Genomic DNA, 21,749 nt, shown 5'->3' with positions numbered 1-21,749 from the left:
GAAAGGAAGATACGAGCATGCCAACAAAATATGAGGCAGGCACGTTTGATGTGATCGTCATTGGCGCAGGTCATGCAGGTTCAGAAGCTGCACATGCTGCGGCTAAAATGGGTGCTAAAACACTAATGTTAACGATCAACTTAGATATGATTGCATTTATGCCATGTAATCCATCCATTGGTGGTCCTGCCAAAGGAATCGTCGTACGTGAAATAGACGCTTTAGGTGGCGTCATGGGGAAAGTTATAGATAAAACGCATATCCAAATGCGAATGTTAAATACAGGAAAAGGCCCAGCTGTACGTGCATTACGTGCGCAAGCTGACAAAGTTTTGTATCAACAAGAAATGAAACGCATATTAGAGGAAACCGAAAACTTAACAATCCATCAAGGAATGGTAGAAGAACTTATCATTGAGGATGGAGAAGTAACAGGGGTTATTACACAAATTGGTGCTATTTATCGTGCCAAAACAGTAGTGGTCACAACAGGTACCTTCCTACGCGGTGAAATTATTATTGGGGATATAAAATATTCAAGTGGTCCTAATAACCAACAACCGTCCATTCGCTTAGCTGATAATTTAAAAGAGCTTGGTTTTGACCTTGTTCGATTTAAAACAGGTACACCACCACGTGTTAATAATCGTACAATTGATTATGATAAAACTGAAATTCAGCCAGGAGATGAAGTTCCACGTGCATTTAGTTTTGAAACAACGGAATTCATTATGGACCAACTACCTTGCTGGTTAACGTATACAAGCCCTGAAACACACGAAATAATTGAGGCTAATTTACATCTATCACCGATGTATTCTGGGATGATTAAAGGGACGGGTCCACGCTACTGCCCTTCGATTGAAGATAAAGTAGTACGCTTCAACGATAAGCCGAGACATCAAATCTTCTTAGAGCCAGAAGGACGTAATACACGTGAGGTTTATGTTCAAGGTTTATCAACAAGCCTACCAGAGCATGTTCAAACACGTTTATTAAAATCAATCCCAGGCTTAGAGAATGCAGAAATGATGCGTGCTGGCTATGCCATTGAATATGATTCAATTGTACCCACACAATTGTGGCCAACACTAGAAACAAAGCGCATTAAAGGCTTATATACAGCTGGCCAAATTAATGGTACATCGGGTTATGAAGAAGCAGCGGCCCAAGGATTAATGGCAGGAATGAATGCTGCAGCTAATGTACTTGGCAAAGAGGAATTAATCCTTAGTCGCTCGGATGCCTATATTGGGGTACTAATTGATGATCTTGTGACAAAAGGAACAAATGAGCCGTATCGTTTACTAACTTCTCGTGCAGAGTATCGCTTACTGCTACGTCATGATAACGCTGATTTACGATTATTAGAGCTAGCTTATAAAATCGGAATGGTACCACAAGAAAGATATGACAAGTTCAATGCGAAAAAGGCATTAATAGAAAATGAAATTGCACGTCTTCGTGAAATAATTATTAAACCGAATGAAGCTACACAAGCGGTTATTCGTTCTGCTGGTGGTAGTGAATTAAAAGACGGCATTCGAGGTGCTGATTTACTAAAACGCCCCGAGATGCATTATGAGATGATTTCTTCATTAATTCCGGCAGATATTGAATTTACAGAAGAAGTAAAAGAGCAAATTGAAATTCAGCTTAAATATGAAGGCTATATCGAAAAAGCATTGCTACAAGTAGAGAAGCTGCATAAAATGGAAAACAAAAAAATCCCTGAAAACATTGATTATGATGCTATTTCTGGATTAGCGACAGAAGCACGTCAAAAATTAAAACAAGTTACACCGCTTTCCATTGCACAAGCCTCTCGTATTTCTGGTGTTAACCCAGCAGATATTTCTATTCTTCTTGTTTATATTGAACAAGGTAAAATTGCAAAAATAAGCGGCTAATAAGAACAGTAAAGTGAATAAGGGGCGGGCATACCATTGTGCCCGCTTCCTATTTTTAAAGCAATACTATTGTTAAGATGAACTAGTAGAGCTAGATTAATAAAGGAGACTTTACATGAACGAACAACAATTTATTGAGGCACTGAAAAAAAAGGGCATCGAGCTTTCCGAAAAGCAAATTACTCAATTTAAAAAATACTTTGAATTACTTGTCGAGTGGAATGAAAAGATGAACCTGACTGCTATTACAGATTTAGAAGGTGTTTATTTAAAACATTTCTTTGACTCTATTAGTGCCTCATTTTATTTTGATTTTTCAAAAGTAATCACTGTTTGTGATGTAGGAGCAGGGGCTGGTTTTCCTAGTATTCCAATAAAAATCTGTTTCCCACATTTACATGTCACAATTGTCGACTCCTTAAATAAAAGAATTACATTTTTAAATCATTTAAGTGATGAGTTACAATTAGAAAATATGAATTTTGTGCATGCTCGTGCAGAAGAGTTTGGTCAAAATATAAAATATCGTGAGCAATACGATGTGGTGACAGCACGTGCAGTAGCTCGTTTATCTGTTTTATCGGAGCTATGTGTACCATTAGCAAAACAAGGTGGCTATTTTGTTGCCTTAAAAGCAGCGGCAGGTGCAGAAGAATTAAAAGATGCTAAAAAAGCATTAACAACACTAGGTGTTAAACTGAAAGAAGAATATTCTTTCAAGCTACCTGTTGAAGAAAGTGACCGCATTTTATATATATTTGATAAAATAAAAGGAACACCGAAAAAATACCCGCGTAAGCCAGGTGTACCGAATAAAACACCAATTCAATAATTAGTGTTTCATGTGAAACTTTCTCAAAGTAGAATATATTTTTTCTATTTTGAGCATACATACTAGTTATGGATGGTTCACGCAAAAGTCATCTATGAACTATATACATTTGAGGAAATATAATAAATAATAATAGAATGAGACAGAGCAAGATAGTTACTTAAAGGTGGTGCCACTTGGATGAAAAGTCCTTTTTCACGTTTTTTTGGAGGCGGAAGTAAAACAGAGCCTATTGTGAAAAATGAAGTAGAACAAGCAGAGGCGGTTCATACAGCAGAAGAAGTCATAAAATTGCCTATTGATCAAATTGTACCTAACCGTTTTCAGCCACGTACTATTTTTGATGATGAAAAAATTGAAGAATTATCAAGAACCATTCATACACATGGTGTGATTCAGCCAATTGTTGTACGTAAAACATCAGAAAATCAATATGAAATCATTGCCGGTGAGCGTCGTTATCGAGCTATGAAAAAGCTACAATGGACAGAGGTTCCTGCTATTGTACGTAATTTAACCGATAAGGAGACAGCTTCTATTGCGTTAATAGAGAACTTACAGCGTGAAGAATTAACGGCAATTGAAGAAGCGGTAGCCTATCAAAAATTGTTGGAGCTGCATGAGCTCACACAGGAAGCTCTTGCCCAAAGACTTGGAAAAGGACAATCCACTGTAGCCAATAAATTACGTTTATTAAGGCTTCCAGACGAAGTGCAACAAGCCATTTTACAGCGAAAGATCTCTGAACGACATGCGCGTGCATTAATTGCTATTAAAGATCAACCGTTACAATTAGAGGTCTTACAGCAAACCGTTGATAATGATTGGAATGTTCGCCAATTAGAGGAACAGATTCAAGCTATCTTGCATCCTGTAACAGATGAGCAAGAGTCGGTACCAAAGAAGGCAAAGCCTAAGCGCAAGGCCATTAGTAAAGATGTCCGTATAGCCTTAAATACTATTAAGCAATCATTAACAATGGTCACAAAAAGTGGTATTACGGTAAAAACGGAAGAAGAAGATACAGAAGAATATTATCAAATTACTGTGAAGATACCTAAAAAGAAAAAGGTGTAACAAATTATCTAAAAATAATAATTTATTACATTTTCCTTCACTGTAAAAAGGAGATATCTCAGAAAGTTGAATGAGATGTCTCCTTTTTTGTATATATTCTTAATATTTTATACAACTTCTAACTGTTTTTTTGATAGAATGAAAGTTAGATAGCGGGTTAAATACATTGGTTTTACAAAGAGTAAGCGTTGATAAATGAAAGCAGGTGCTTTTAAATGGGGAGAATTATAGCAATCGCCAATCAAAAGGGTGGCGTAGGAAAAACAACAACTTCAGTCAATTTGAGCGCTTGTCTAGCCTATTTGGGGAAGAAAGTGCTACTTATTGATACTGATCCGCAGGGAAATACAACAAGTGGTCTCGGTATTAATAAAGGAGACATACAAAGTTGTATTTATGATGTACTCATTGATGATGAAGATGTTGAAAATGTCATTCAAAAAACAAATGTAGATAATTTATCAATTGTTCCAGCCACAATTTCGCTTGCAGGCGCTGAAATTGAATTGGTGTCGACTATTTCAAGAGAAGTGCGTTTGAAGCATGCATTACAAAATGTAAAAGAAGATTTCGATTATATAATTATTGATTGTCCACCATCCTTAGGACTTTTAACAATCAATGCTTTGACTGCTTCAGATGCATTAATTATTCCTGTACAATGCGAATATTATGCATTGGAGGGTCTAAGCCAATTGTTATCTACTGTTCGTCTTGTTCAAAAGCATTTAAACCAACAGTTGTATATTGATGGTGTTTTATTAACAATGCTAGATGCACGAACAAACCTTGGGTTGCAAGTTATAGATGAAGTAAAAAAATATTTCCAAGATAAAGTATATAAAACAATAATTCCTCGTAATGTGCGTTTAAGTGAAGCACCTAGTCATGGGCAACCAATCATCACTTATGACGCAAGGTCTAGAGGTGCAGAAGTTTATTTGGAGATGGCGAGGGAAGTGATTAAAAATGGCTAAAGGTTTAGGAAAGGGCATTGGTGCACTATTTCCAGGAGAGTCTTTAGAACAAAGTGGGCAAGTGGAAGAAATTCAATTAGATTTAATTGTTGCGAACCCATTTCAGCCTCGTAAAATTTTTGATGAAGAAGCTTTACAAGAATTAGCAGATTCGATAAATGAGCATGGCATATTGCAACCAATTGCTGTCCGTAAAAAGGGTCGTAAATTTGAAATAGTAGCAGGAGAACGTCGTTATCGGGCCTGTTTATTAGCAGGTTTAGATGTTATTCCAGTAATCATTAAAGAGCTATCAGATGCACAAATGATGGAGCTAGCTATTCTAGAGAACCTTCAGCGCGAGGATTTAACAGTCATTGAAGAAGCAGAGGCCTATCAAAGCTTAATGGAAAACTTGAAACTAACACAGGAAGAGCTATCAAAGCGTTTAGGAAAAAGTAGACCACATATAGCTAACCATGTTCGCCTCCTTGCTTTGCCAGAAGATGTCCGGAAATTTATGAATGATGGCACCCTATCAATGGGACAAGGCCGGGCATTACTCGGCTTAAAAAATAAAAGACGAATCTCTGAAGTAGCAATGAAGGTAATGAATCAAGGTTTAAATGTTCGTCAAGTTGAAATGTTAGTACAAACCCTGAATGAGGAAGTTTCACGTGAAACAATTCCTCCTAAGAAAAAAGATATATTTGTGGCGGCGAAAGAATCTCAATTAAGAGATTATTTTGGAACAAATGTTCAAATTAGAAAGAACAACAATAAAGGGAAAATTGAAATAGAATTTTACTCTGAAGATGATTTGGAGCGCATTTTAGAAATCCTAAATTTACAAGAAGAATAAATGATATTTCTATAATTTAATCAGAGCGCCAAGCAAACAGGCGCTCTCTATTTTTTAGAGAGAAGGAAGGCAAAAGGGTGGTAATACTAGGGGCATTAATTAATGCTGTGCTCATTATAGCAGGTGCATTAGTGGGGCGGATTTTCAAAAATATTCCTGAATCTATGAAGTCTACTGTCCTATCCATAATTGGTTTAGCAGTCGCATTATTAGGGATAAAAATGGGATTTGAAAGTGATAATTTTATTATCTTAATCGTAAGTTTAGTGGTGGGTACTGTAGTAGGTGAGTGGTTAGATTTAGATAAGCAAATGAATCGCCTTGGCAAATGGGTAGAGTCTTTATTTCGCACAAAACGAAATGACCAAAATCAAATTAGCATAGCAGAAGGGTTTGTCACAGCTTCATTAATATTTGTTGTTGGCTCAATGGCTGTTATTGGTGCACTTGATAGCGGCCTTCGTAACGATCATAATGTATTGATTACAAAAGGATTAATAGATGGATTTACATCCATTATTCTAGCATCCACATTAGGCATAGGTGTATTGCTATCGGCAATACCTGTTTTTATTTATCAAGGATTAATTGCTATTTTTGCAGGGGTCATTAGTTCTTTTATACCTGATGCTGCGCTGCAAATGTATATTACCGAAATGACAGCCGTTGGCGGCGTTATGATAATGGCAATAGGGTTAAATATAGCTGGTTTAACTAAGATCAAGGCTGCTAACTTGCTGCCAGGTATCGTCGTTGTTGGTATTATGGTTGCTTTCTTCTACATTTTTCAATGAATAACGGTGGGCAGCCAGTAATAGCGCTCTTGAAAGCTTCTCAGCCATAGCATAAGAAATATGAAGTCTTGTATTTTGTAAAACAAGCATTTCCATAAAACCTCCAATATTGACGATTCCTTTAATGGAAATGTCACCGATTGGGGGTAATTCTTTTTTTACAGCCTTGCCAGGAAAAATAGGACCGCTTTGAACGGAAATATGACCGACATTGTGCTCACTACCAAGACAGGCGTCAATCGCAATAATGAATGGTTTTGTAGTATGATTGTGTAGCTGTTGCATAGTTGAATTTAGATTTAGAGCATGTAGAGGATCTTCTAAAGAACCTACAATTTCGTAGGGGAAGCTAACAGACTTATTTAAGAAACTACCCGTTAACGGTCCAAGTGTATCACCTGTACATCGGTCGCTGCCAATGCAGCAAAAAATTAATCGTTCATGATGAAACGGTATATGTTCTAAAAATAATGTACTTAATTGCCAAACAGCATTTTTACTTTCGTGATGAAGGGAATAAGGTAGTAACAAATTTGGTATAGTATTCATAAAAAAACTCACTTTCTTTTTATTTTTAGAAGTGCTCAATTTTTATGCAGTATACGCAAATTTTTAGCAAGTTATTCAAGAGGTGGGAACGATGGAATGGAATAAGAAATTAATGGATAGATACTGGGAAAAGCTTACATCTGACAAGCTTTGGGAAGATGTGATTGATACTTCTATTGAGATCGTGCTGATTTTACTAGTATCATGGATAGCTGTAAGAATGGGTAAAAAATTGATTAAAAAATTGTTTTTAATCCGTATGCGTTCTCCATTAAATCATTCAGAGCGACGTCAACGTACGATTTCGAGATTATTACAAAGTGTAATTTCTTATGTTGTTTATTTCTCTGCAATCATTGGCATTCTATCTTCTTTAAATATAAAGGTAGCGGGTCTTTTAGCAGGTGCAGGGATTGTCGGTTTAGCCGTCGGTTTTGGTGCCCAAAGTTTAGTGAAGGATGTTATCACGGGCTTCTTTATTATTTTTGAGGATCAATTTGGTGTAGGGGATTATATAAAAATTAATGGAGCAGAAGGTACGGTTGTAGAAATTGGCTTACGTACTACGAAAATTAATGGGGGGACGGGAGAGCAATTTATCATTCCTAATGGTGCAATTGGTGAGGTCGTCAATTACTCTGTTAACAACTCCAAAATTTTTATAGATTTACAAATGACCGCTGATGCTGACTTTGAAAAAGCTGAAACAGTTATTAATCACTATTTAGAATCTTTACCAGAAAAACATAAAGAATTAATAGCAGCACCAGTGTTTTTAGGTGTACAAAATGTTAAAGGTACAGAGGTAACGATCCGTATTGCTGCTGAAACATTACCGCAGCAACAATATGGAGTTGCTCGTAGTATACGCCGAGATGTGACAAAACTTTTTGAAGAACATCGTATTCCAATGGCTTATCCAAAAATGATGTTCTATGACAAAGGTGAGGGGAGAAGTGAGTAAGGTGGAAGCAAAGAAATATGGTTTAAATGATATTGTTGAAATGAAAAAGCAACATCCTTGTGGTACGAACAAATGGAAGATTATTCGTATGGGTGCTGATGTTCGAATTAAGTGTGAAGGTTGTCAACATAGCGTAATGATCCCACGTAGAGAATTTGAGAAAAAAATGAAAAAGGTTTTACTTTCTGCTAATGAGGCCTAACTTCAGGCATATTAGACTTTTTGTAAGTGAATCAATATAATAGAAAAGGTTATAAGAGAGAAAATTGAACTGATTATAGAAAGGTTGTGTCCATTCATGGCATTAACAGCTGGAATCGTTGGTTTACCTAACGTTGGAAAATCAACATTATTTAACGCAATTACAAAAGCGGGCGCATTGGCTGCAAACTACCCATTCGCCACGATTGATCCGAACGTCGGTATCGTTGAAGTCCCAGACGCACGTTTAGATAAATTAACAGAATTAGTTGTACCTAAAAAAACAGTACCAACAGCATTTGAATTCACAGATATCGCAGGAATTGTAAAAGGTGCTTCCAAAGGTGAAGGTCTAGGTAATAAATTCTTAGCTCATATCCGTGAAGTAGATGCAATTTGCCAAGTTGTACGTTGTTTTGTAGATGAAAATATTACACACGTATCGGGTGCGGTGGATCCAATCGATGATATCGAGGTTATTAACCTAGAGCTAGCACTAGCTGATTTAGAATCGGTAGATAAACGAATCCAACGTGTTAGTAAAATGGCAAAACAAAAAGACAAAGAGGCCATGATTGAAGAGCCAGTACTCTTAAAAATTAAAGAGCAGTTAGAGAACGGTAAGCCAGCGCGTGCAGCTGAGCTTTCAGATGATGAACTGAAAGTAATAAAAGGTCTTCATTTGTTAACAATTAAACCAATGCTGTATGTTGCAAACGTTTCAGAAGATGAAGTGGCCGATGCTGACAATAATGAATATGTCCAAAAGGTACGTGAATATGCATCAGCTGAAGGTGCGCAAGTCATTACAATTTGTGCGAAAATTGAGGAAGAAATCTCAGAGCTAGACGATGAGGAAAAGGCTATGTTCTTAGAAGAATTAGGAATTAAAGAGTCTGGTTTAGATCAGCTAATCCGTACTTCTTATGACTTATTAGGCTTAGCTACGTATTTCACTGCGGGTGTACAAGAGGTTCGTGCATGGACGTTCCGTAAAGGTATGAAGGCACCGCAATGTGCAGGGATTATCCATACAGACTTTGAACGTGGCTTTATTCGTGCTGAAACTGTTGCTTATGATGATCTATTAGAGGCAGGTTCTCAAGCAGCGGCAAAAGAAGCAGGTAAGGTACGTCTTGAAGGTAAAGAGTATGAAGTTCAAGATGGCGATATTATGTTATTCCGCTTTAATGTATAAGACGAACAGAGGGCAATCTTAATGATTGCCTTTTTTCAATCATTATTTTATCTGAATTTTTAGAGTATGGGAGTGACGTCAAATGAACATAACCGAAATAAAAGAACGTGGCCTAGAGTTTGAGCAGCTAGGAAGATTACCCCAGGACATCTTAGAATTTATTTATGAACAAAAATTGTTCAAATTGTTCACTGCTAATGAACTAGGAGGTAAAAATCTAGATTTAGTAGAAGGAATAAAAGTATTTCAACAAATAGCTGCCCTCGATGGTAATGTTGGTTGGCTTGTTACAATCGGGACTGGAGGCAATGCATTTATTCCTGCATTTAGCCAAGAAATGTGCGAAAGAATCTTTTCCCCAAAAGAAGCTGTTATCGCAGGTAGTGGCTATCCAACGGGAATTGCTATAAAGGTAGAAGGAGGTTATGTGGTAACAGGGCAATGGAAATACTGTAGTGGTTCAGACTATGCTACAACCTTTACCATGAATTGTTTGATAGAGCAAAATGGCATGAAAACAGAAAATATCATTAGTTGCTCCTTAGACCGTCAAGATGTAGAAGTTTTACATGATTGGCGCGCAATGGGCTTGAAGGCAACGGCAAGTCATACAATTCGCGTGAACAATGTATGGATACCTCAGGAAGCTACTTTCCAAATAGGTACGATTAGAAATAACTACGGGAATTCCGTACATACCTTTCCATTTACAACCTTTGCCGAGGCTTCTTTTTTAAGCGTTTGTCTAGGAATAACTGAAAATTTATTAGAAGAAGCATTTATTTTAATAAAGCAACGAAATCATGCTGCTAATCGAACTGAGCGTATGGGAGCTTTACAGTTTTTATTCATGCAACAGCAAAAGCATTTTAAACAATGTGAGCAGCAGTTCTATACAACCTTGTCAGGATATTGGCAAAAGCATCAACAAGATCAATCATTGACAGAGGAAGAACTAATGCAATTTACACAAATGAGTAAAGAAATTGCGGCTGCTTGTATAGAGATTGCAAATAAACTAATACGTAACCTTGGCATGGATGCTATCACAGAAACCTCTCGATTAAATCGAATTTGGAGGAATTTGTATACAGCCGCACAGCATGGATTTTTAACTCCTTAAGAGGAATGACTAGACTCAGACATTATGGCTAACGACAGAGTCTAGTTTTCGTATGTATGTATTTTACCTTGGTGAACGGTCCTTCTCTGTATAAACATAAAGCTTTGGTAATTCAGGGTCATCTTGTACTAAGGCATTATTGGGATATTTCTGTAACTCCTTATACATGGCAAAATCTCCTACTGCACCTGCCATTAAAAAAGCTCCTACCAGTATTAAAATGGTACTATTAAAATAAAATCCTGCAATAGTAGGGAGAACGCCAGTCATCCAAAATGGCAGCAACAATGCCCGTTTCATTGCGTGGTTGTAAAGCGGCTTTGTAGTAGTTGCATAGGCAACACCTAGCTCTAAGTTTATGCCATATTTTAAAGACTCCAAAGGTACTTTACCAAAAAGCATAAAACCAATTAAATGAAAAGCCTCATGCAACATTATGAAAATGATATACAGAATAACAAACAGTACTGTTCCACCAACGATAGGCCAAAAAGAAAAGTGAAAATCTTTAAAGCAAATATATTGAATGGCTGTAAATAATATGACAAGACCACTTGTAATCACAATATTGTCGATCATTAATTTTTTTATATCTAATTCAATAACAATAGGTTCTTTATTTGGTAGCACAAAAGTTCTCCTTTCACGAATGAATCATGTTAGGTTCATTATATAAAATGAATTGTTAGTTTGCGACTTGAAAGACAAGTACCTCTATGTTACAATTCATTGATGTGAGTAATAATTTATTACTTGCTCCTTGCTCCCTTAATATAGGAGAGCCTAGTCCATAAGGAGGTGTAAACAGATGAGAAAATACGAATTAATGTACATCGTACGTCCGAACATTGAAGACGAAGCGAAGAAAGCTTTAGTTGAACGTTTCAACGAAGTTTTAACTTCTAACGGTGCAGAAGTCATCGAATCTAAAGAGTGGGGCAAACGCCGCTTAGCTTATGAAATTCAAGACTTCCGCGAAGGTTACTACCAAATCGTAAAAGTAAACGCTACTTCAGATGCAATCAACGAGTATACACGTCTAGCTAACATCAGCGAAGACATCATTCGTCACATTGCAGTTCGCCAAGAAGCTTAATATTGAATGATTTTTTAACAAAACGCTGAAAAGGAGGTTGCATTCTGATGATAAACCGTGTCGTATTAGTTGGAAGACTAACAAAAGATCCTGAGCTACGTTATACACCAAATGGAATTGCGTCTACAAGATTTACAGTTGCTGTGAATCGTGCATTCTCAAATCAACAAGGTGAACGTGAAGCTGATTTCATTAACTGTGTTGCATGGCGAAAACAGGCTGAAAACCTAGCGAACTTCATGCGAAAAGGAAGTTTAATTGGGGTAGAAGGTCGTATCCAAACAGGCAGTTATGAAGGACAAGACGGTAAGCGAGTATATACAACAGACGTTGTGGCGGATAGCGTACAGTTTTTAGAACCACGTAATGGTAGCGGTGCTCCTGCTCCTCAATACGGTGGTGGACAAACTTACGGTAATAACCAACCGTCCTATGGCGGTGGTCAACCACAGCAGCAGTTTGGTGGCGCTATGCCAGGACAGGGTTCCTATGGCGGCGATGCTTATCAGCAAAATCAACCACCTATGAATCAGCCAAACTATACACGTGTAGATGAGGACCCATTTGCTAATAGCAAGGGACCGATAGAAGTATCTGAGGATGATCTTCCATTCTAATGCTTCAAGAATATTAAAAAAAGATAAGGAGGAGACACACTATGGCACCACGTCGCGGAGGCCGCAAACGCCGTAAAGTTTGCTACTTCACTGCTAATAACATTACGCATATCGACTATAAAGATGTAGATTTATTAAAAAAATTCATCTCTGAGCGCGGTAAAATTTTACCACGTCGCGTAACTGGCACTAGCGCTAAGTACCAACGTAAATTAACTTCAGCTATCAAAGTATCTCGTATCATGGGATTACTTCCATTCGTAGCAGAAGATAAATAAGATTGATGACGTTAAGGTAATGGACCTTACATCAATTTTGAAAACCAGCATATTACGATATTCGTATCGGATATGCTGGTTTTTTTTATCGAAAAATGAAGTAGAAGATTATTAGATAAAATTCTTAATAAAGCATATAGTGAGCTAAGCGTTTTTTGTTCAATACTATGAAAAAATGGTACAATAAAGGGTAGTAAGTTTGACTGAAAAAAAGGAAGGTTTTCAATGCCGAATAATCAAACAAAAGCGCTTGTCCAAGGCTCGATGATGGTTGCACTTTTTACAATATTAATGCTGATTTCCGCATATGTACCATTCGTTTTTATAGTAGCTTTAATATTCGCTCCACTACCGGTTGCTTGGTATAGTGCAAATTACAAACGTTCCTCATCAATACTATTAGCAATAGTAGGCTGTTTTTTAACAAGTATAGCGACTGGAATGTCGATGTTACCATTTGCCTTTGTTTTAGGGTTACTGGGTGTCGTGATGGGTAACGCTATTTATCAGAAGAAGAGTAAGCTGTATTTATTTATGGCAACGGGGATTGCTAATCTAATCTCGATGGCACTTGTTTATGTTGCCTATGTGAAATTTGCAGGGATTGATTTCATTAGCATAAGTTTAGAGATGACTCGCAAAAATTATGAGCAATCAAATGAATTTGCGAAAAACGTAACAGGGCAAGTAGCGATAAAGCCCGAACAGCTCGAGGCTATGTTTAAAACGATCGAGCTGACAATGCCTGCAACAATAACAATGTTAGCATTTTTTGCTGCATTTATTATCATAGCGCTAAATTTACCAGCTTTAAAACGACTTGGTGTCGATGTTCCAAAATTTGCGCCATTTCAGAATATGCGCTTACCACGCTCTATTTTATGGTATTACATGATCGTTTTATGCATTAATTTATTCATGCGTCCAGAGGCTGGTTCAACACTAGATATTATCGTATTGAATGTTTCTTATATTTTATGGGTGCTGCTCATTCTACAAGGGATATCATTTATCCATTATTTCATTTCTAGAAAAGGGATGCCAAATGGTGTTAAATGGGTTGCTACCATATTAGCTATTCCATTATCATCCTTCATGATCTTACTAGGTATCGTTGATTTAGGTTTTGACGTACGTTCACTTGTAAAGGGGAAGACTAAAGAATAAGGGGCTGATTGTAATGGGAACTTTTAGAAAACGACCAATTCGCTATCCGCTTTTTGTTCTTTCCATTTTTGGAATTGTGACGTTCGTACTTCTATGTATTTGGAATATCGGGATAGGTCTAGGTTATGGAATAGGTTTTGCTTTACTGATGGTCTACACATGGAAGGTGGAAAAGATTGCTTTTGAAGAAACTGAAAAGCATATAGAATCCATTTCATTCCGCATGAAAAAAGTAGGGGAAGAAGCATTGCTTGAAATGCCAATTGGAATACTGTTGGTAAACGAGCAATATGAAATAGAATGGTCCAATCCATATATGCAAGGTATCTTAAATATGGAATCATTAGTAGGAGAGGGAATTGTTAATATTTCTGATGATATCTACGTACTAATGAAGACTGAAGAAACAAATGAGGCTACAATTACATTACGTGATCGTAAATATCGTGTTTATTATAAAAAAGAGGAACGATTACTATACTTCTTTGATATTACTGAGCAGATTGCTATTGAGAAGCAATACTTTGCAGATCGTACAGTTATCGCTATTTTATTTGTTGATAATTATGATGAAATCACACAAGCCATGGATGACCAGCCGCGTAGTTTAACGAATACGATGGTTACTTCAATCGTCAATGAGTGGGCTGCTGAGCATGGTGTATTTGTAAAACGAATATCATCAGATCGTTTTTTAGCCGTATTAAACGAATCAATTTTAACAGAGCTTGAAAAGAAAAAATTTGCTATTTTAGATGTTATCCGAGAAAAAACAGCGCAAAAGAATTTATCTTTAACATTAAGTATTGGTGTAGGAGCGGGTTCGTCCTCCCTAGTGGAGCTTGGTGAATTGGCACAATCAAGTCTGGATCTTGTATTAGGCCGTGGTGGTGACCAAGTCGCAATTAAGCAACCTACTGGAAAGCTTAAATTCTATGGTGGGAAAACCAATCCGGTTGAAAAGCGCACACGTGTTAGAGCGCGCGTCATCTCACATGCATTACGTGATTTAATTCAAGATAGTGATCAAGTGTTTGTTATGGGACATAAAAGTCCTGATATGGACTCTATTGGTGCGTCTGTCGGTGTTCGGAAAATGGCACAAATGAATGATGTAAAGGGCTATGTCATTATAAATTTTGATGAATTAAATGGTAGTGTTACACGTTTAATGAATGAAATAGAGAGTAAATCAGATTTCTATGAAAACTTCCTAACACCAGAGGAAGCTGCTGGGAAAATGACTGAAAAATCTTTGCTTGTTATTGTGGATACACATAAACCTAATTTAGTTATTGATGCACACTTATTAAAGCTAGCTGAAAAGGTTGTTGTCATCGACCATCATCGTCGAAGTGAGGATTTTATTGAAAATCCAACACTTGTTTATATGGAACCGTATGCCTCATCTACAGCTGAGCTTGTCACTGAGTTATTAGAATATCAGCCCAAGCGTGCAAAGATTAATATGCTAGAGGCTACTGCCCTACTAGCAGGTATTATTGTCGACACGAAAAGCTTTACACTTCGAACGGGAGCACGTACGTTTGAAGCAGCTTCGTATCTACGAACGAATGGAGCAGATACAGTATTAGTGCAACGTCTTTTAAAAGAAGATGTAGACACTTATATTGAACGATCCAAAATAGTGCAAACAGTTAAATTCGTTAAACCAGGAATTGCTGTGGCTGTAGGTGAGGAATCGAAAGTGTATGATTCTGTCTTAATTGCACAAACAGCAGATATTTTACTAACTATGAAGGATGTTGGTGCATCGTTTGTGATTGCACATCGGGCAGATGGAAAAATAGGAATTAGTGCCCGATCACTAGGCGAAGTCAATGTACAGCTTATTATGGAAAGACTTGGCGGTGGTGGCCATTTAACAAACGCCGCCTGCCAAATAGAAGCCAAAACCATTGATAACGTGAAAACACAATTAGAAGAGGCCATAGAAGAGGTCTTTGAAGGGAGTTCTGACTAATGAAAGTAGTATTTTTAAAAGACGTTAAAGGAAAAGGAAAAAAAGGTGAGATTAAAAACGTAGCAGATGGTTACGCACAAAATTTCTTAATTAAAAATGGTTATGCAGCAGAGGCAAACGCTCAAGCTCTAAGTCAATTAGATGGTCAGAAAAAATTAGAGGCAAAAAATGCGGCTGCCGAACTAGCAGAAGCACAAGCGTTAAAGGAAAAATTAGAAACATTAACAGTTGAGCTAAAAGCAAAGTCTGGTGAAGGTGGCCGTCTATTTGGTTCAGTGTCTACAAAGCAAATTGCAGATGCCTTACAAAAAGTGCATGGCATTAAAATTGATAAACGTAAAATGACTTTGAATGACGGGATTCGTGCACTGGGCTTTACAAATGTTCCTGTAAAACTACATCATGAAGTAACTGCTACATTAAAAGTACATGTAACGGAAGAATAAGGAGCGACGATCCATGAACGAACCGATGATGGACCGCGTTCCACCGCATAACCGGGAGGCGGAGCAATCGGTTATCGGTGCTATTTTCCTTGAGCCACAATCTTTAATCACGGCATCGGAAATTTTATTGGCAGATGATTTTTATTTAAATGCCCATAAGAAAATTTTTGAAACAATGCTGCGGTTAAGTGATCAAGGGAAAGCAATAGATGTTGTAACAGTTACGGAAGAATTATCAGCTAAAAAAGAGATTGAAGACGTTGGCGGGCTATCCTATTTACTAGAGCTCGCCAATGCTGTCCCTACAGCTGCCAATGTCGCTCACTATGCCAAAATCGTTGAGGAAAAGGCACTGTTACGTCGATTGATTCGTGTTGCTACTAAAATTGTTGAAGATGGCTACACACGAGAAGACGAAGTAGAGGCATTACTAGGCGAAGCAGAGAAAAAAATGATGGAGGTTGCTAATCGGAAGAATGCTGGGGACTTTAAGCATGTGAAAGACGTGCTAGTGGAAACTTTCGATAACATAGAGCAGCTTCAATCGCAAAAGGGAGATGTAACGGGTATACCGACAGGCTTCCGTGATTTAGATAACATTACTGCTGGCTTCCAACGCAACGATTTAATTATTGTAGCTGCCCGCCCATCCGTAGGGAAAACTGCCTTTGCATTGAATGTTGCGCAAAGCGTTGCCGTACAGGCAAGAGAAAATGTTGCCATCTTCTCTTTAGAGATGGGTGCAGAGCAACTTGTCATGCGTATGCTTTGTGCAGAAGGAAATATTGATGCACAAGTTTTACGTACAGGTGCTTTAACTACGGAAGATTGGGGTAAACTAACTATGGCAATGGGTAGTTTATCGAATTCGGGGATTTTTATTGATGATACACCAGGTGTTCGCATTAATGAAATTCGTGCAAAATGTCGACGTTTAGCACAGGAAAATGGGCTTGGAATGATCCTTATTGATTATTTACAGCTTATTCAAGGTAGCGGGAAACCAGGGGAAAACCGTCAGCAAGAGGTATCGGAGATTTCACGATCGTTAAAAGGACTAGCACGTGAATTAAAGGTACCTGTTATTGCCCTATCACAGCTATCTCGTGGAGTTGAGCAACGACAAGATAAACGTCCGATGATGAGTGACTTACGTGAATCGGGAAGTATTGAGCAAGATGCAGATATTGTAGCCTTTTTATACCGTGATGACTATTACGATAAAGAGTCTGAAAGTAAAAATATGATCGAAATTATTATTGCAAAGCAACGTAACGGTCCAACGGGGACAGTTACACTTGCCTTTAAAAAAGAGTTCAATAAATTCATTAATGTGGATTGGTCACAAATGCCACCGCCACCGCCACGTGATTAGTCATGTTGCTCGTCATTCAGATAAATTGCCTTTTCAAATTAACCTTAGACTGAATTAATCTGAATGTTCGATAATATTCATACCATTCTGTTATTAAACACGAACGTTAAATCAGATTTTTTGATTTTATGTTCGTGTTTTTTCACTGTTTTTTATTGACGAGGTGTTTCTATCATTGTTACAATGGTTGAGGCTTAAAAATTGAGATACACAGGTATCTAACGGAGGTGCTGATTATGACATCAGTAGTAGTTGTAGGAACACAGTGGGGAGACGAAGGAAAAGGTAAAATTACAGATTTCCTTTCGCAAAAAGCCGATGCAATCGCTCGTTTTGCAGGTGGAGATAATGCAGGACATACTATTAAAATTGATGGTGAAACATATAAACTTCATTTAATTCCATCAGGTATCTTCTATAAAGAAAAAACTTCAGTTATTGGTAATGGATTAGTTGTCAATCCAAAATCATTAGTAACAGAACTAAAAGGCTTACAAGAGCGTGGCATAAATACAGATAATTTACGTATTTCTAATCGTGCGCATGTGATTTTGCCTTATCATATCAAGCAAGATATTGCGGATGAAGAAAGCCGCGGTGATAATAAGATCGGAACAACTTGTAAAGGAATCGGACCATGTTATCAAGATAAAGTAGCTCGTATTGGTATCCGTATGGCTGATTTACTTGATAAGGATATTTTTGAAGAAAAACTACGTCATAATTTAGCCATTAAAAATAAATTGTTCGAGAAATTCTATGAAGTTGAAGGTCTTACTTTTGAAGAAATTTTTGAGGAATACTATGGCTATGGCCAAGAAATTGCAAAATATGTGACAGATACATCTAAAATTTTGAATGATGTACTTGATGAGGGCGGTAAAGTATTATTCGAAGGCGCACAAGGGATTTTACTTGATGTCGATCAAGGTACGTATCCCTATGTTACATCTTCAAATCCTGTAGCAGGTGGTGTAGCGATTGGTGCTGGTGTTGGTCCTTCACGTGTAACAAGTGTTATTGGGGTATCTAAAGCTTATACATCTCGTGTAGGTGATGGTCCATTCCCTACTGAATTATTTGATGAAGTAGGTCAGCAAATTCGTGAAGTTGGTCGAGAATATGGTACAACAACAGGCCGTCCACGCCGTGTAGGTTGGTTCGATACTGTAGTTGTTCGTCACTCACGCCGCGTAAGTGGTATTACACATCTGGCACTTAACTCAATTGATGTTTTATCTGGTTTAGAGACAGTAAAAATCTGTACTGCCTATAACTATAAAGGTGAAACGATTACAGAGTACCCAGCAAACCTTCATATTATTGAACAATGTGAACCAATTTATGAAGAGCTTCCAGGCTGGTCTGAGGATGTAACAGCATGCCGTACTTTAGAAGAGCTACCTGAAAATGCAAGACGCTATGTAGAGCGTGTTAGCGAATTAACAGGTATTCAAATCGCTACTTTCTCAGTTGGACCTGCTCGTGAGCAAACAAACGTTTTAGTAGATGTTTGGGAAGCATAATTAAATAAAAACAATAAAAAGGGCGTGCCGTATATGGTACGCCCTTTTCTTAGTGAATATCCTTCTTTTTAAAGCGACCACCTTTTACCTCTGCAATATTACCAATGGCTAAAAATGCATTGTCATCAATATCCGCAACAATTGTTTTCAGTTTGGATTCTTCTAAACGAGTAATGACAGTAAAGATGACCTTTTTATCATTTCCTGTATAAGCCCCTTCACCGTGAAGAAACGTCACACCACGGCCAAGTCGATCCATGATGGTTTGTCCAATTTCATCAATAGCATCACTTATGATATAAACTGATTTAGATTCTTCCAAACCTTGAATGACAATATCAATCATTTTATAAGCAATATAGTAAGCAATGATGGAGTACATGGCTTGTTCCCAGTTAAATACAAATCCAGCCACTGCAAAAATAATGATGTTGAAGAACATTATTATTTCCCCAACTGAAAAAGGAGTCTTACTATTAAATAAAATAGCCAATATTTCAGTTCCATCTAAAGAACCGCCATAACGGATGACAATACCGACACCAACTCCTAAAATCATTCCACCAAAAACTGTAGCCAATAATGTGTCTTCCGTAAATGGATGTAGGTTATGTAAGGCAAGTGTTGCTGTAGAGAGTACTGTAATACCTAGACCTGTAGACAGTGCAAAGGTTTTACCAATTTGTTTATAGCCTAAAAAAATAAAAGGTAAGTTTAAAATGAAGATGAAAATACCAAGGGGTAAATGTAATAAATGAGATGTAATAATGGAAACACCTACAATGCCTCCATCCATAATATGGTTGGGTACTAAAAATAACTCTAAGCCCAAAGCCATAATGATTGCACCTAACGATACCATAATAATTCTTAGCAATGTTTTACACATGTTACTTTTCTGATGCCGCAACATTTTAGTTGCCATATCAGAGGTCTGTGAATCACTCAATTTAATCGCTCCAATCCATAATGTGCCTTCTTTTATATTTTATCGGAATATTAAAAAAGTAAAAAGTATTATGCCTAAATTCACTTGAAAATAACAAAAGAATACTATACCAATGGCAAAGTATATGGTTATTCATAAAACAAATAACATTGTTCAACACCCATTTAATGAATAAAAATACAGTATTTATCAACTATATAAAATATTTTCTATGTAACAATTAGTAGATAAATAATACATTTACATTACAAAAGAGTGAAATCATTCAAACGCTTTTTTCTTTATGGTACATTATAAGGGTGCAAAAAATCCTTGTGGGTAAATCATCCTACCACAGGGGAAAGTTGGAAGGGGCTTTATTGATGAATTCGTTTTGGAATAAAAAAGAAGAAAACAATAGATTCACCTACAATTTTTCTTCTTTCAAAAAGGTTTCGATTATAGCAGTTTTAATGACGAGCCTAACGATAAATATGGGTTTTGCTAAAGAACATACGAAAGAAAATTTAAATAAAATATACCACGTCTATGTGGGAGAAGACTATATTGGTGCAGTATCTAACGAGAATGCTATTCAAGAAATTATTACATCAAAAGAAAAAGAAGCGAGTCAGCAATTCAAAGAATTATCAATTGATGCTCGCTCATCTGTCAAAATAATCCCGGAACAAGTTTTTACGAATGAAACAAAAGATGCAGAAACATTATCAAAACTTAAGCAATCATTAGTAGCAAAATCCGATGCTTTTACATTACTAGTAAATCATAAGCCAGTCGTATCATTAAAAAATACAGAGGCCTATGAAAAAACAGTTCAATTGTTGAAGCTACAATATATTTCTCAGCAAGAGTTAGATAAATTAACGAAAAACCAGCAATCTACCATTAATTTGCCAGAATTACAAGCAGGTGAATCACGACTTTTAGATATTTCGTTTAAACAGGAAGTTTCAGGGATATCACAAAAAGTTACACCGACTCAAATCTTAACACCTGAGCAAGCTGTAAACTATTTAATGACCGGCTTCCTTGAACAAGATAGCTATAAAATTCAATCAGGCGATGTATTAGGTTCTGTTGCCAAAAAGCATAATCTAACGACAAGTGAGCTTCTAGCTTTAAACCCAGATGTAACAGTTGAAACTGTTTTACAAGTTGGGCAGGAATTAAATGTAACGGTGGCTAAGCCATTTGTAAATCTTGAGGTTAAAAAGAAAAAGAAAGTAGCAGATGTAATTCCATTCAAAAAAGTAGTGGAAGAAGATCCTACCATGTATAAAGGTGAAAAGGTCGTCAAGCAAGAAGGCGCTAACGGTAAAAAAGAAACAACATACGCTTTAACATCTGAAAATGGTAAACAAACATCAAAAGTAGCATTAGAAGAAACTATTGTCCAAGAGCCAGTGGATCAAATTGAAGTAGTAGGGACAAAGGTAATCTCTTCACGTGGAACAGGAGAATTTTCATGGCCAGCAGTAGGAGGCTATATCTCAAGTGGTATGGGTGAACGTTGGGGCGCCTTCCACCGTGGAATCGATATCGCTCGTCCAAGTAACTATAATATTTTGGCTGCTGATAATGGTGTAGTTAGTGCAGCTGGTACGTCTGGTACCTATGGTAATCGCATTGTTATTAATCACAATAATGGCTATACAACACTATATGGACATCTATCTTCTATTAATGTTGAAGTGGGACAAGTAGTGGAAAAGGGCTCTGTTATTGGTATTATGGGTTCTACTGGAAATTCGACAGGCACACATTTACACTTTGAAGTTGAAAAGAACGGTTCATTAGTTAACCCGTTATCATATGTAGGTCGATAAACATTTTGAATAGTAGACA

Annotated in this window: 22 protein-coding genes; 19 read left to right on the top strand and 3 right to left on the bottom strand. The window is 37.1% G+C overall.

The features are described from left to right. The first annotated feature begins 17 nt into the window (after positions 1-17). The 6 genes from mnmG to A2J09_RS18850 all read left to right on the top strand — a co-directional run bounded on the left by mnmG (position 18) and on the right by A2J09_RS18850 (position 6,431). Positions 18-1,910, top strand: a complete 1,893-nt coding sequence (gene mnmG, locus A2J09_RS18875) for a tRNA uridine-5-carboxymethylaminomethyl(34) synthesis enzyme MnmG (protein WP_012296222.1) — start codon at positions 18-20, stop codon at positions 1,908-1,910. A gap of 115 nt (positions 1,911-2,025) precedes the next feature. Beyond that, on the top strand, positions 2,026-2,742 hold the full coding sequence (rsmG, locus tag A2J09_RS18870; RefSeq protein WP_012296221.1) for a 16S rRNA (guanine(527)-N(7))-methyltransferase RsmG: 717 nt from the start codon (positions 2,026-2,028) through the stop codon (positions 2,740-2,742). Positions 2,743-2,922: 180 nt separating this feature from the next. Then, positions 2,923-3,819, top strand: coding sequence for a nucleoid occlusion protein (gene noc / locus A2J09_RS18865; RefSeq protein WP_012296220.1), 897 nt, complete (start codon positions 2,923-2,925; stop codon positions 3,817-3,819). A gap of 215 nt (positions 3,820-4,034) precedes the next feature. Continuing rightward, positions 4,035-4,796 (top strand): ParA family protein, encoded by a 762-nt coding sequence (locus A2J09_RS18860; protein ID WP_008177971.1) that lies wholly within the window; start codon positions 4,035-4,037, stop codon positions 4,794-4,796. Further along, positions 4,789-5,637, top strand: a complete 849-nt coding sequence (locus A2J09_RS18855; protein ID WP_012296219.1) for a ParB/RepB/Spo0J family partition protein — start codon at positions 4,789-4,791, stop codon at positions 5,635-5,637. Before A2J09_RS18860 ends, A2J09_RS18855 begins: the two co-directional genes overlap by 8 nt. A 77-nt stretch (positions 5,638-5,714) precedes the next feature. Then, on the top strand, positions 5,715-6,431 hold the full coding sequence (locus A2J09_RS18850) for a DUF554 domain-containing protein (RefSeq protein ID WP_012296218.1): 717 nt from the start codon (positions 5,715-5,717) through the stop codon (positions 6,429-6,431). Here A2J09_RS18850 and yyaC read toward each other — a convergent pair. Next, positions 6,348-6,980, bottom strand: coding sequence for a spore protease YyaC (yyaC, locus tag A2J09_RS18845; protein ID WP_031415838.1), 633 nt, complete (start codon positions 6,978-6,980; stop codon positions 6,348-6,350). The two genes, A2J09_RS18850 and yyaC, sit on opposite strands and share 84 nt — an antisense overlap. Positions 6,981-7,071: 91 nt before the next feature. On the opposite strand from yyaC, the gene A2J09_RS18840 reads away from it, so the two are divergent. The 4 genes from A2J09_RS18840 to A2J09_RS18825 all read left to right on the top strand — a co-directional run bounded on the left by A2J09_RS18840 (position 7,072) and on the right by A2J09_RS18825 (position 10,466). Continuing rightward, positions 7,072-7,944 carry a mechanosensitive ion channel family protein gene (locus A2J09_RS18840; RefSeq protein ID WP_031415837.1) on the top strand — a complete coding sequence of 291 codons (873 nt, stop codon included), beginning with the start codon at positions 7,072-7,074 and terminating at the stop codon, positions 7,942-7,944. A gap of 1 nt (position 7,945) precedes the next feature. Next, positions 7,946-8,146 (top strand): DUF951 domain-containing protein, encoded by a 201-nt coding sequence (locus A2J09_RS18835; protein ID WP_012296216.1) that lies wholly within the window; start codon positions 7,946-7,948, stop codon positions 8,144-8,146. A gap of 96 nt (positions 8,147-8,242) precedes the next feature. Then, a complete protein-coding gene (ychF, locus tag A2J09_RS18830; RefSeq protein ID WP_012296215.1) occupies positions 8,243-9,343 on the top strand; it encodes a redox-regulated ATPase YchF in 1,101 nt (366 codons plus the stop codon). An 82-nt stretch (positions 9,344-9,425) separates the two neighbouring features. Further along, positions 9,426-10,466, top strand: coding sequence for an acyl-CoA dehydrogenase family protein (locus tag A2J09_RS18825; protein WP_012296214.1), 1,041 nt, complete (start codon positions 9,426-9,428; stop codon positions 10,464-10,466). A gap of 63 nt (positions 10,467-10,529) precedes the next feature. Here A2J09_RS18825 and A2J09_RS18820 read toward each other — a convergent pair whose 3' ends face one another. Further along, positions 10,530-11,096, bottom strand: a complete 567-nt coding sequence (locus A2J09_RS18820; protein ID WP_012296213.1) for a DUF3267 domain-containing protein — start codon at positions 11,094-11,096, stop codon at positions 10,530-10,532. Between the two features lie 178 nt (positions 11,097-11,274). Between A2J09_RS18820 and rpsF the strand changes: the two genes are divergently transcribed. From rpsF to A2J09_RS18780, 8 genes are all read left to right on the top strand, one after another. Then, positions 11,275-11,562: a 30S ribosomal protein S6 gene (gene rpsF / locus A2J09_RS18815; protein ID WP_031415833.1), complete on the top strand. Its 288-nt coding sequence runs from the start codon at positions 11,275-11,277 to the stop codon at positions 11,560-11,562. A gap of 47 nt (positions 11,563-11,609) precedes the next feature. After that, positions 11,610-12,179, top strand: coding sequence for a single-stranded DNA-binding protein (gene ssb, locus A2J09_RS18810; protein WP_008177953.1), 570 nt, complete (start codon positions 11,610-11,612; stop codon positions 12,177-12,179). A gap of 41 nt (positions 12,180-12,220) precedes the next feature. Further along, positions 12,221-12,457 (top strand): 30S ribosomal protein S18, encoded by a 237-nt coding sequence (gene rpsR, locus A2J09_RS18805; RefSeq protein ID WP_012296211.1) that lies wholly within the window; start codon positions 12,221-12,223, stop codon positions 12,455-12,457. A gap of 225 nt (positions 12,458-12,682) precedes the next feature. Then, positions 12,683-13,624 carry a YybS family protein gene (locus A2J09_RS18800; RefSeq protein WP_012296210.1) on the top strand — a complete coding sequence of 314 codons (942 nt, stop codon included), beginning with the start codon at positions 12,683-12,685 and terminating at the stop codon, positions 13,622-13,624. Positions 13,625-13,637: 13 nt separating this feature from the next. Beyond that, positions 13,638-15,608 (top strand): DHH family phosphoesterase, encoded by a 1,971-nt coding sequence (locus A2J09_RS18795; protein ID WP_036162492.1) that lies wholly within the window; start codon positions 13,638-13,640, stop codon positions 15,606-15,608. Next, positions 15,608-16,054, top strand: a complete 447-nt coding sequence (gene rplI / locus A2J09_RS18790) for a 50S ribosomal protein L9 (RefSeq protein ID WP_012296208.1) — start codon at positions 15,608-15,610, stop codon at positions 16,052-16,054. Before A2J09_RS18795 ends, rplI begins: the two co-directional genes overlap by 1 nt. 13 nt (positions 16,055-16,067) lie before the next feature. Beyond that, positions 16,068-17,429 (top strand): replicative DNA helicase, encoded by a 1,362-nt coding sequence (gene dnaB / locus A2J09_RS18785; protein ID WP_012296207.1) that lies wholly within the window; start codon positions 16,068-16,070, stop codon positions 17,427-17,429. A 236-nt stretch (positions 17,430-17,665) separates the two neighbouring features. Beyond that, complete coding sequence (locus A2J09_RS18780; protein ID WP_012296206.1) at positions 17,666-18,955, top strand: adenylosuccinate synthase; 1,290 nt, start codon at positions 17,666-17,668, stop codon at positions 18,953-18,955. A 49-nt stretch (positions 18,956-19,004) separates the two neighbouring features. Here A2J09_RS18780 and A2J09_RS18775 read toward each other — a convergent pair whose 3' ends face one another. After that, the gene (locus A2J09_RS18775; RefSeq protein WP_051563363.1) at positions 19,005-19,868 is read right to left on the bottom strand and encodes a YitT family protein; all 864 of its coding nucleotides are present in this window, start codon (positions 19,866-19,868) and stop codon (positions 19,005-19,007) included. A gap of 398 nt (positions 19,869-20,266) precedes the next feature. Between A2J09_RS18775 and A2J09_RS18770 the strand changes: the two genes are divergently transcribed. Next, entirely contained in the window at positions 20,267-21,730 is a 1,464-nt protein-coding gene (locus A2J09_RS18770) for a peptidoglycan DD-metalloendopeptidase family protein (RefSeq protein ID WP_036162490.1), read from the top strand. The last annotated feature ends 19 nt before the right edge of the window (positions 21,731-21,749 follow it).

It is taken from the genome of Lysinibacillus sphaericus, from assembly GCF_001629735.1.
Lineage (GTDB): Bacteria > Bacillota > Bacilli > Bacillales_A > Planococcaceae > Lysinibacillus > Lysinibacillus pinottii.
Note: the sequence above shows the minus strand (reverse complement) of the source record. Positions and strands in the feature narration are given on the sequence as shown.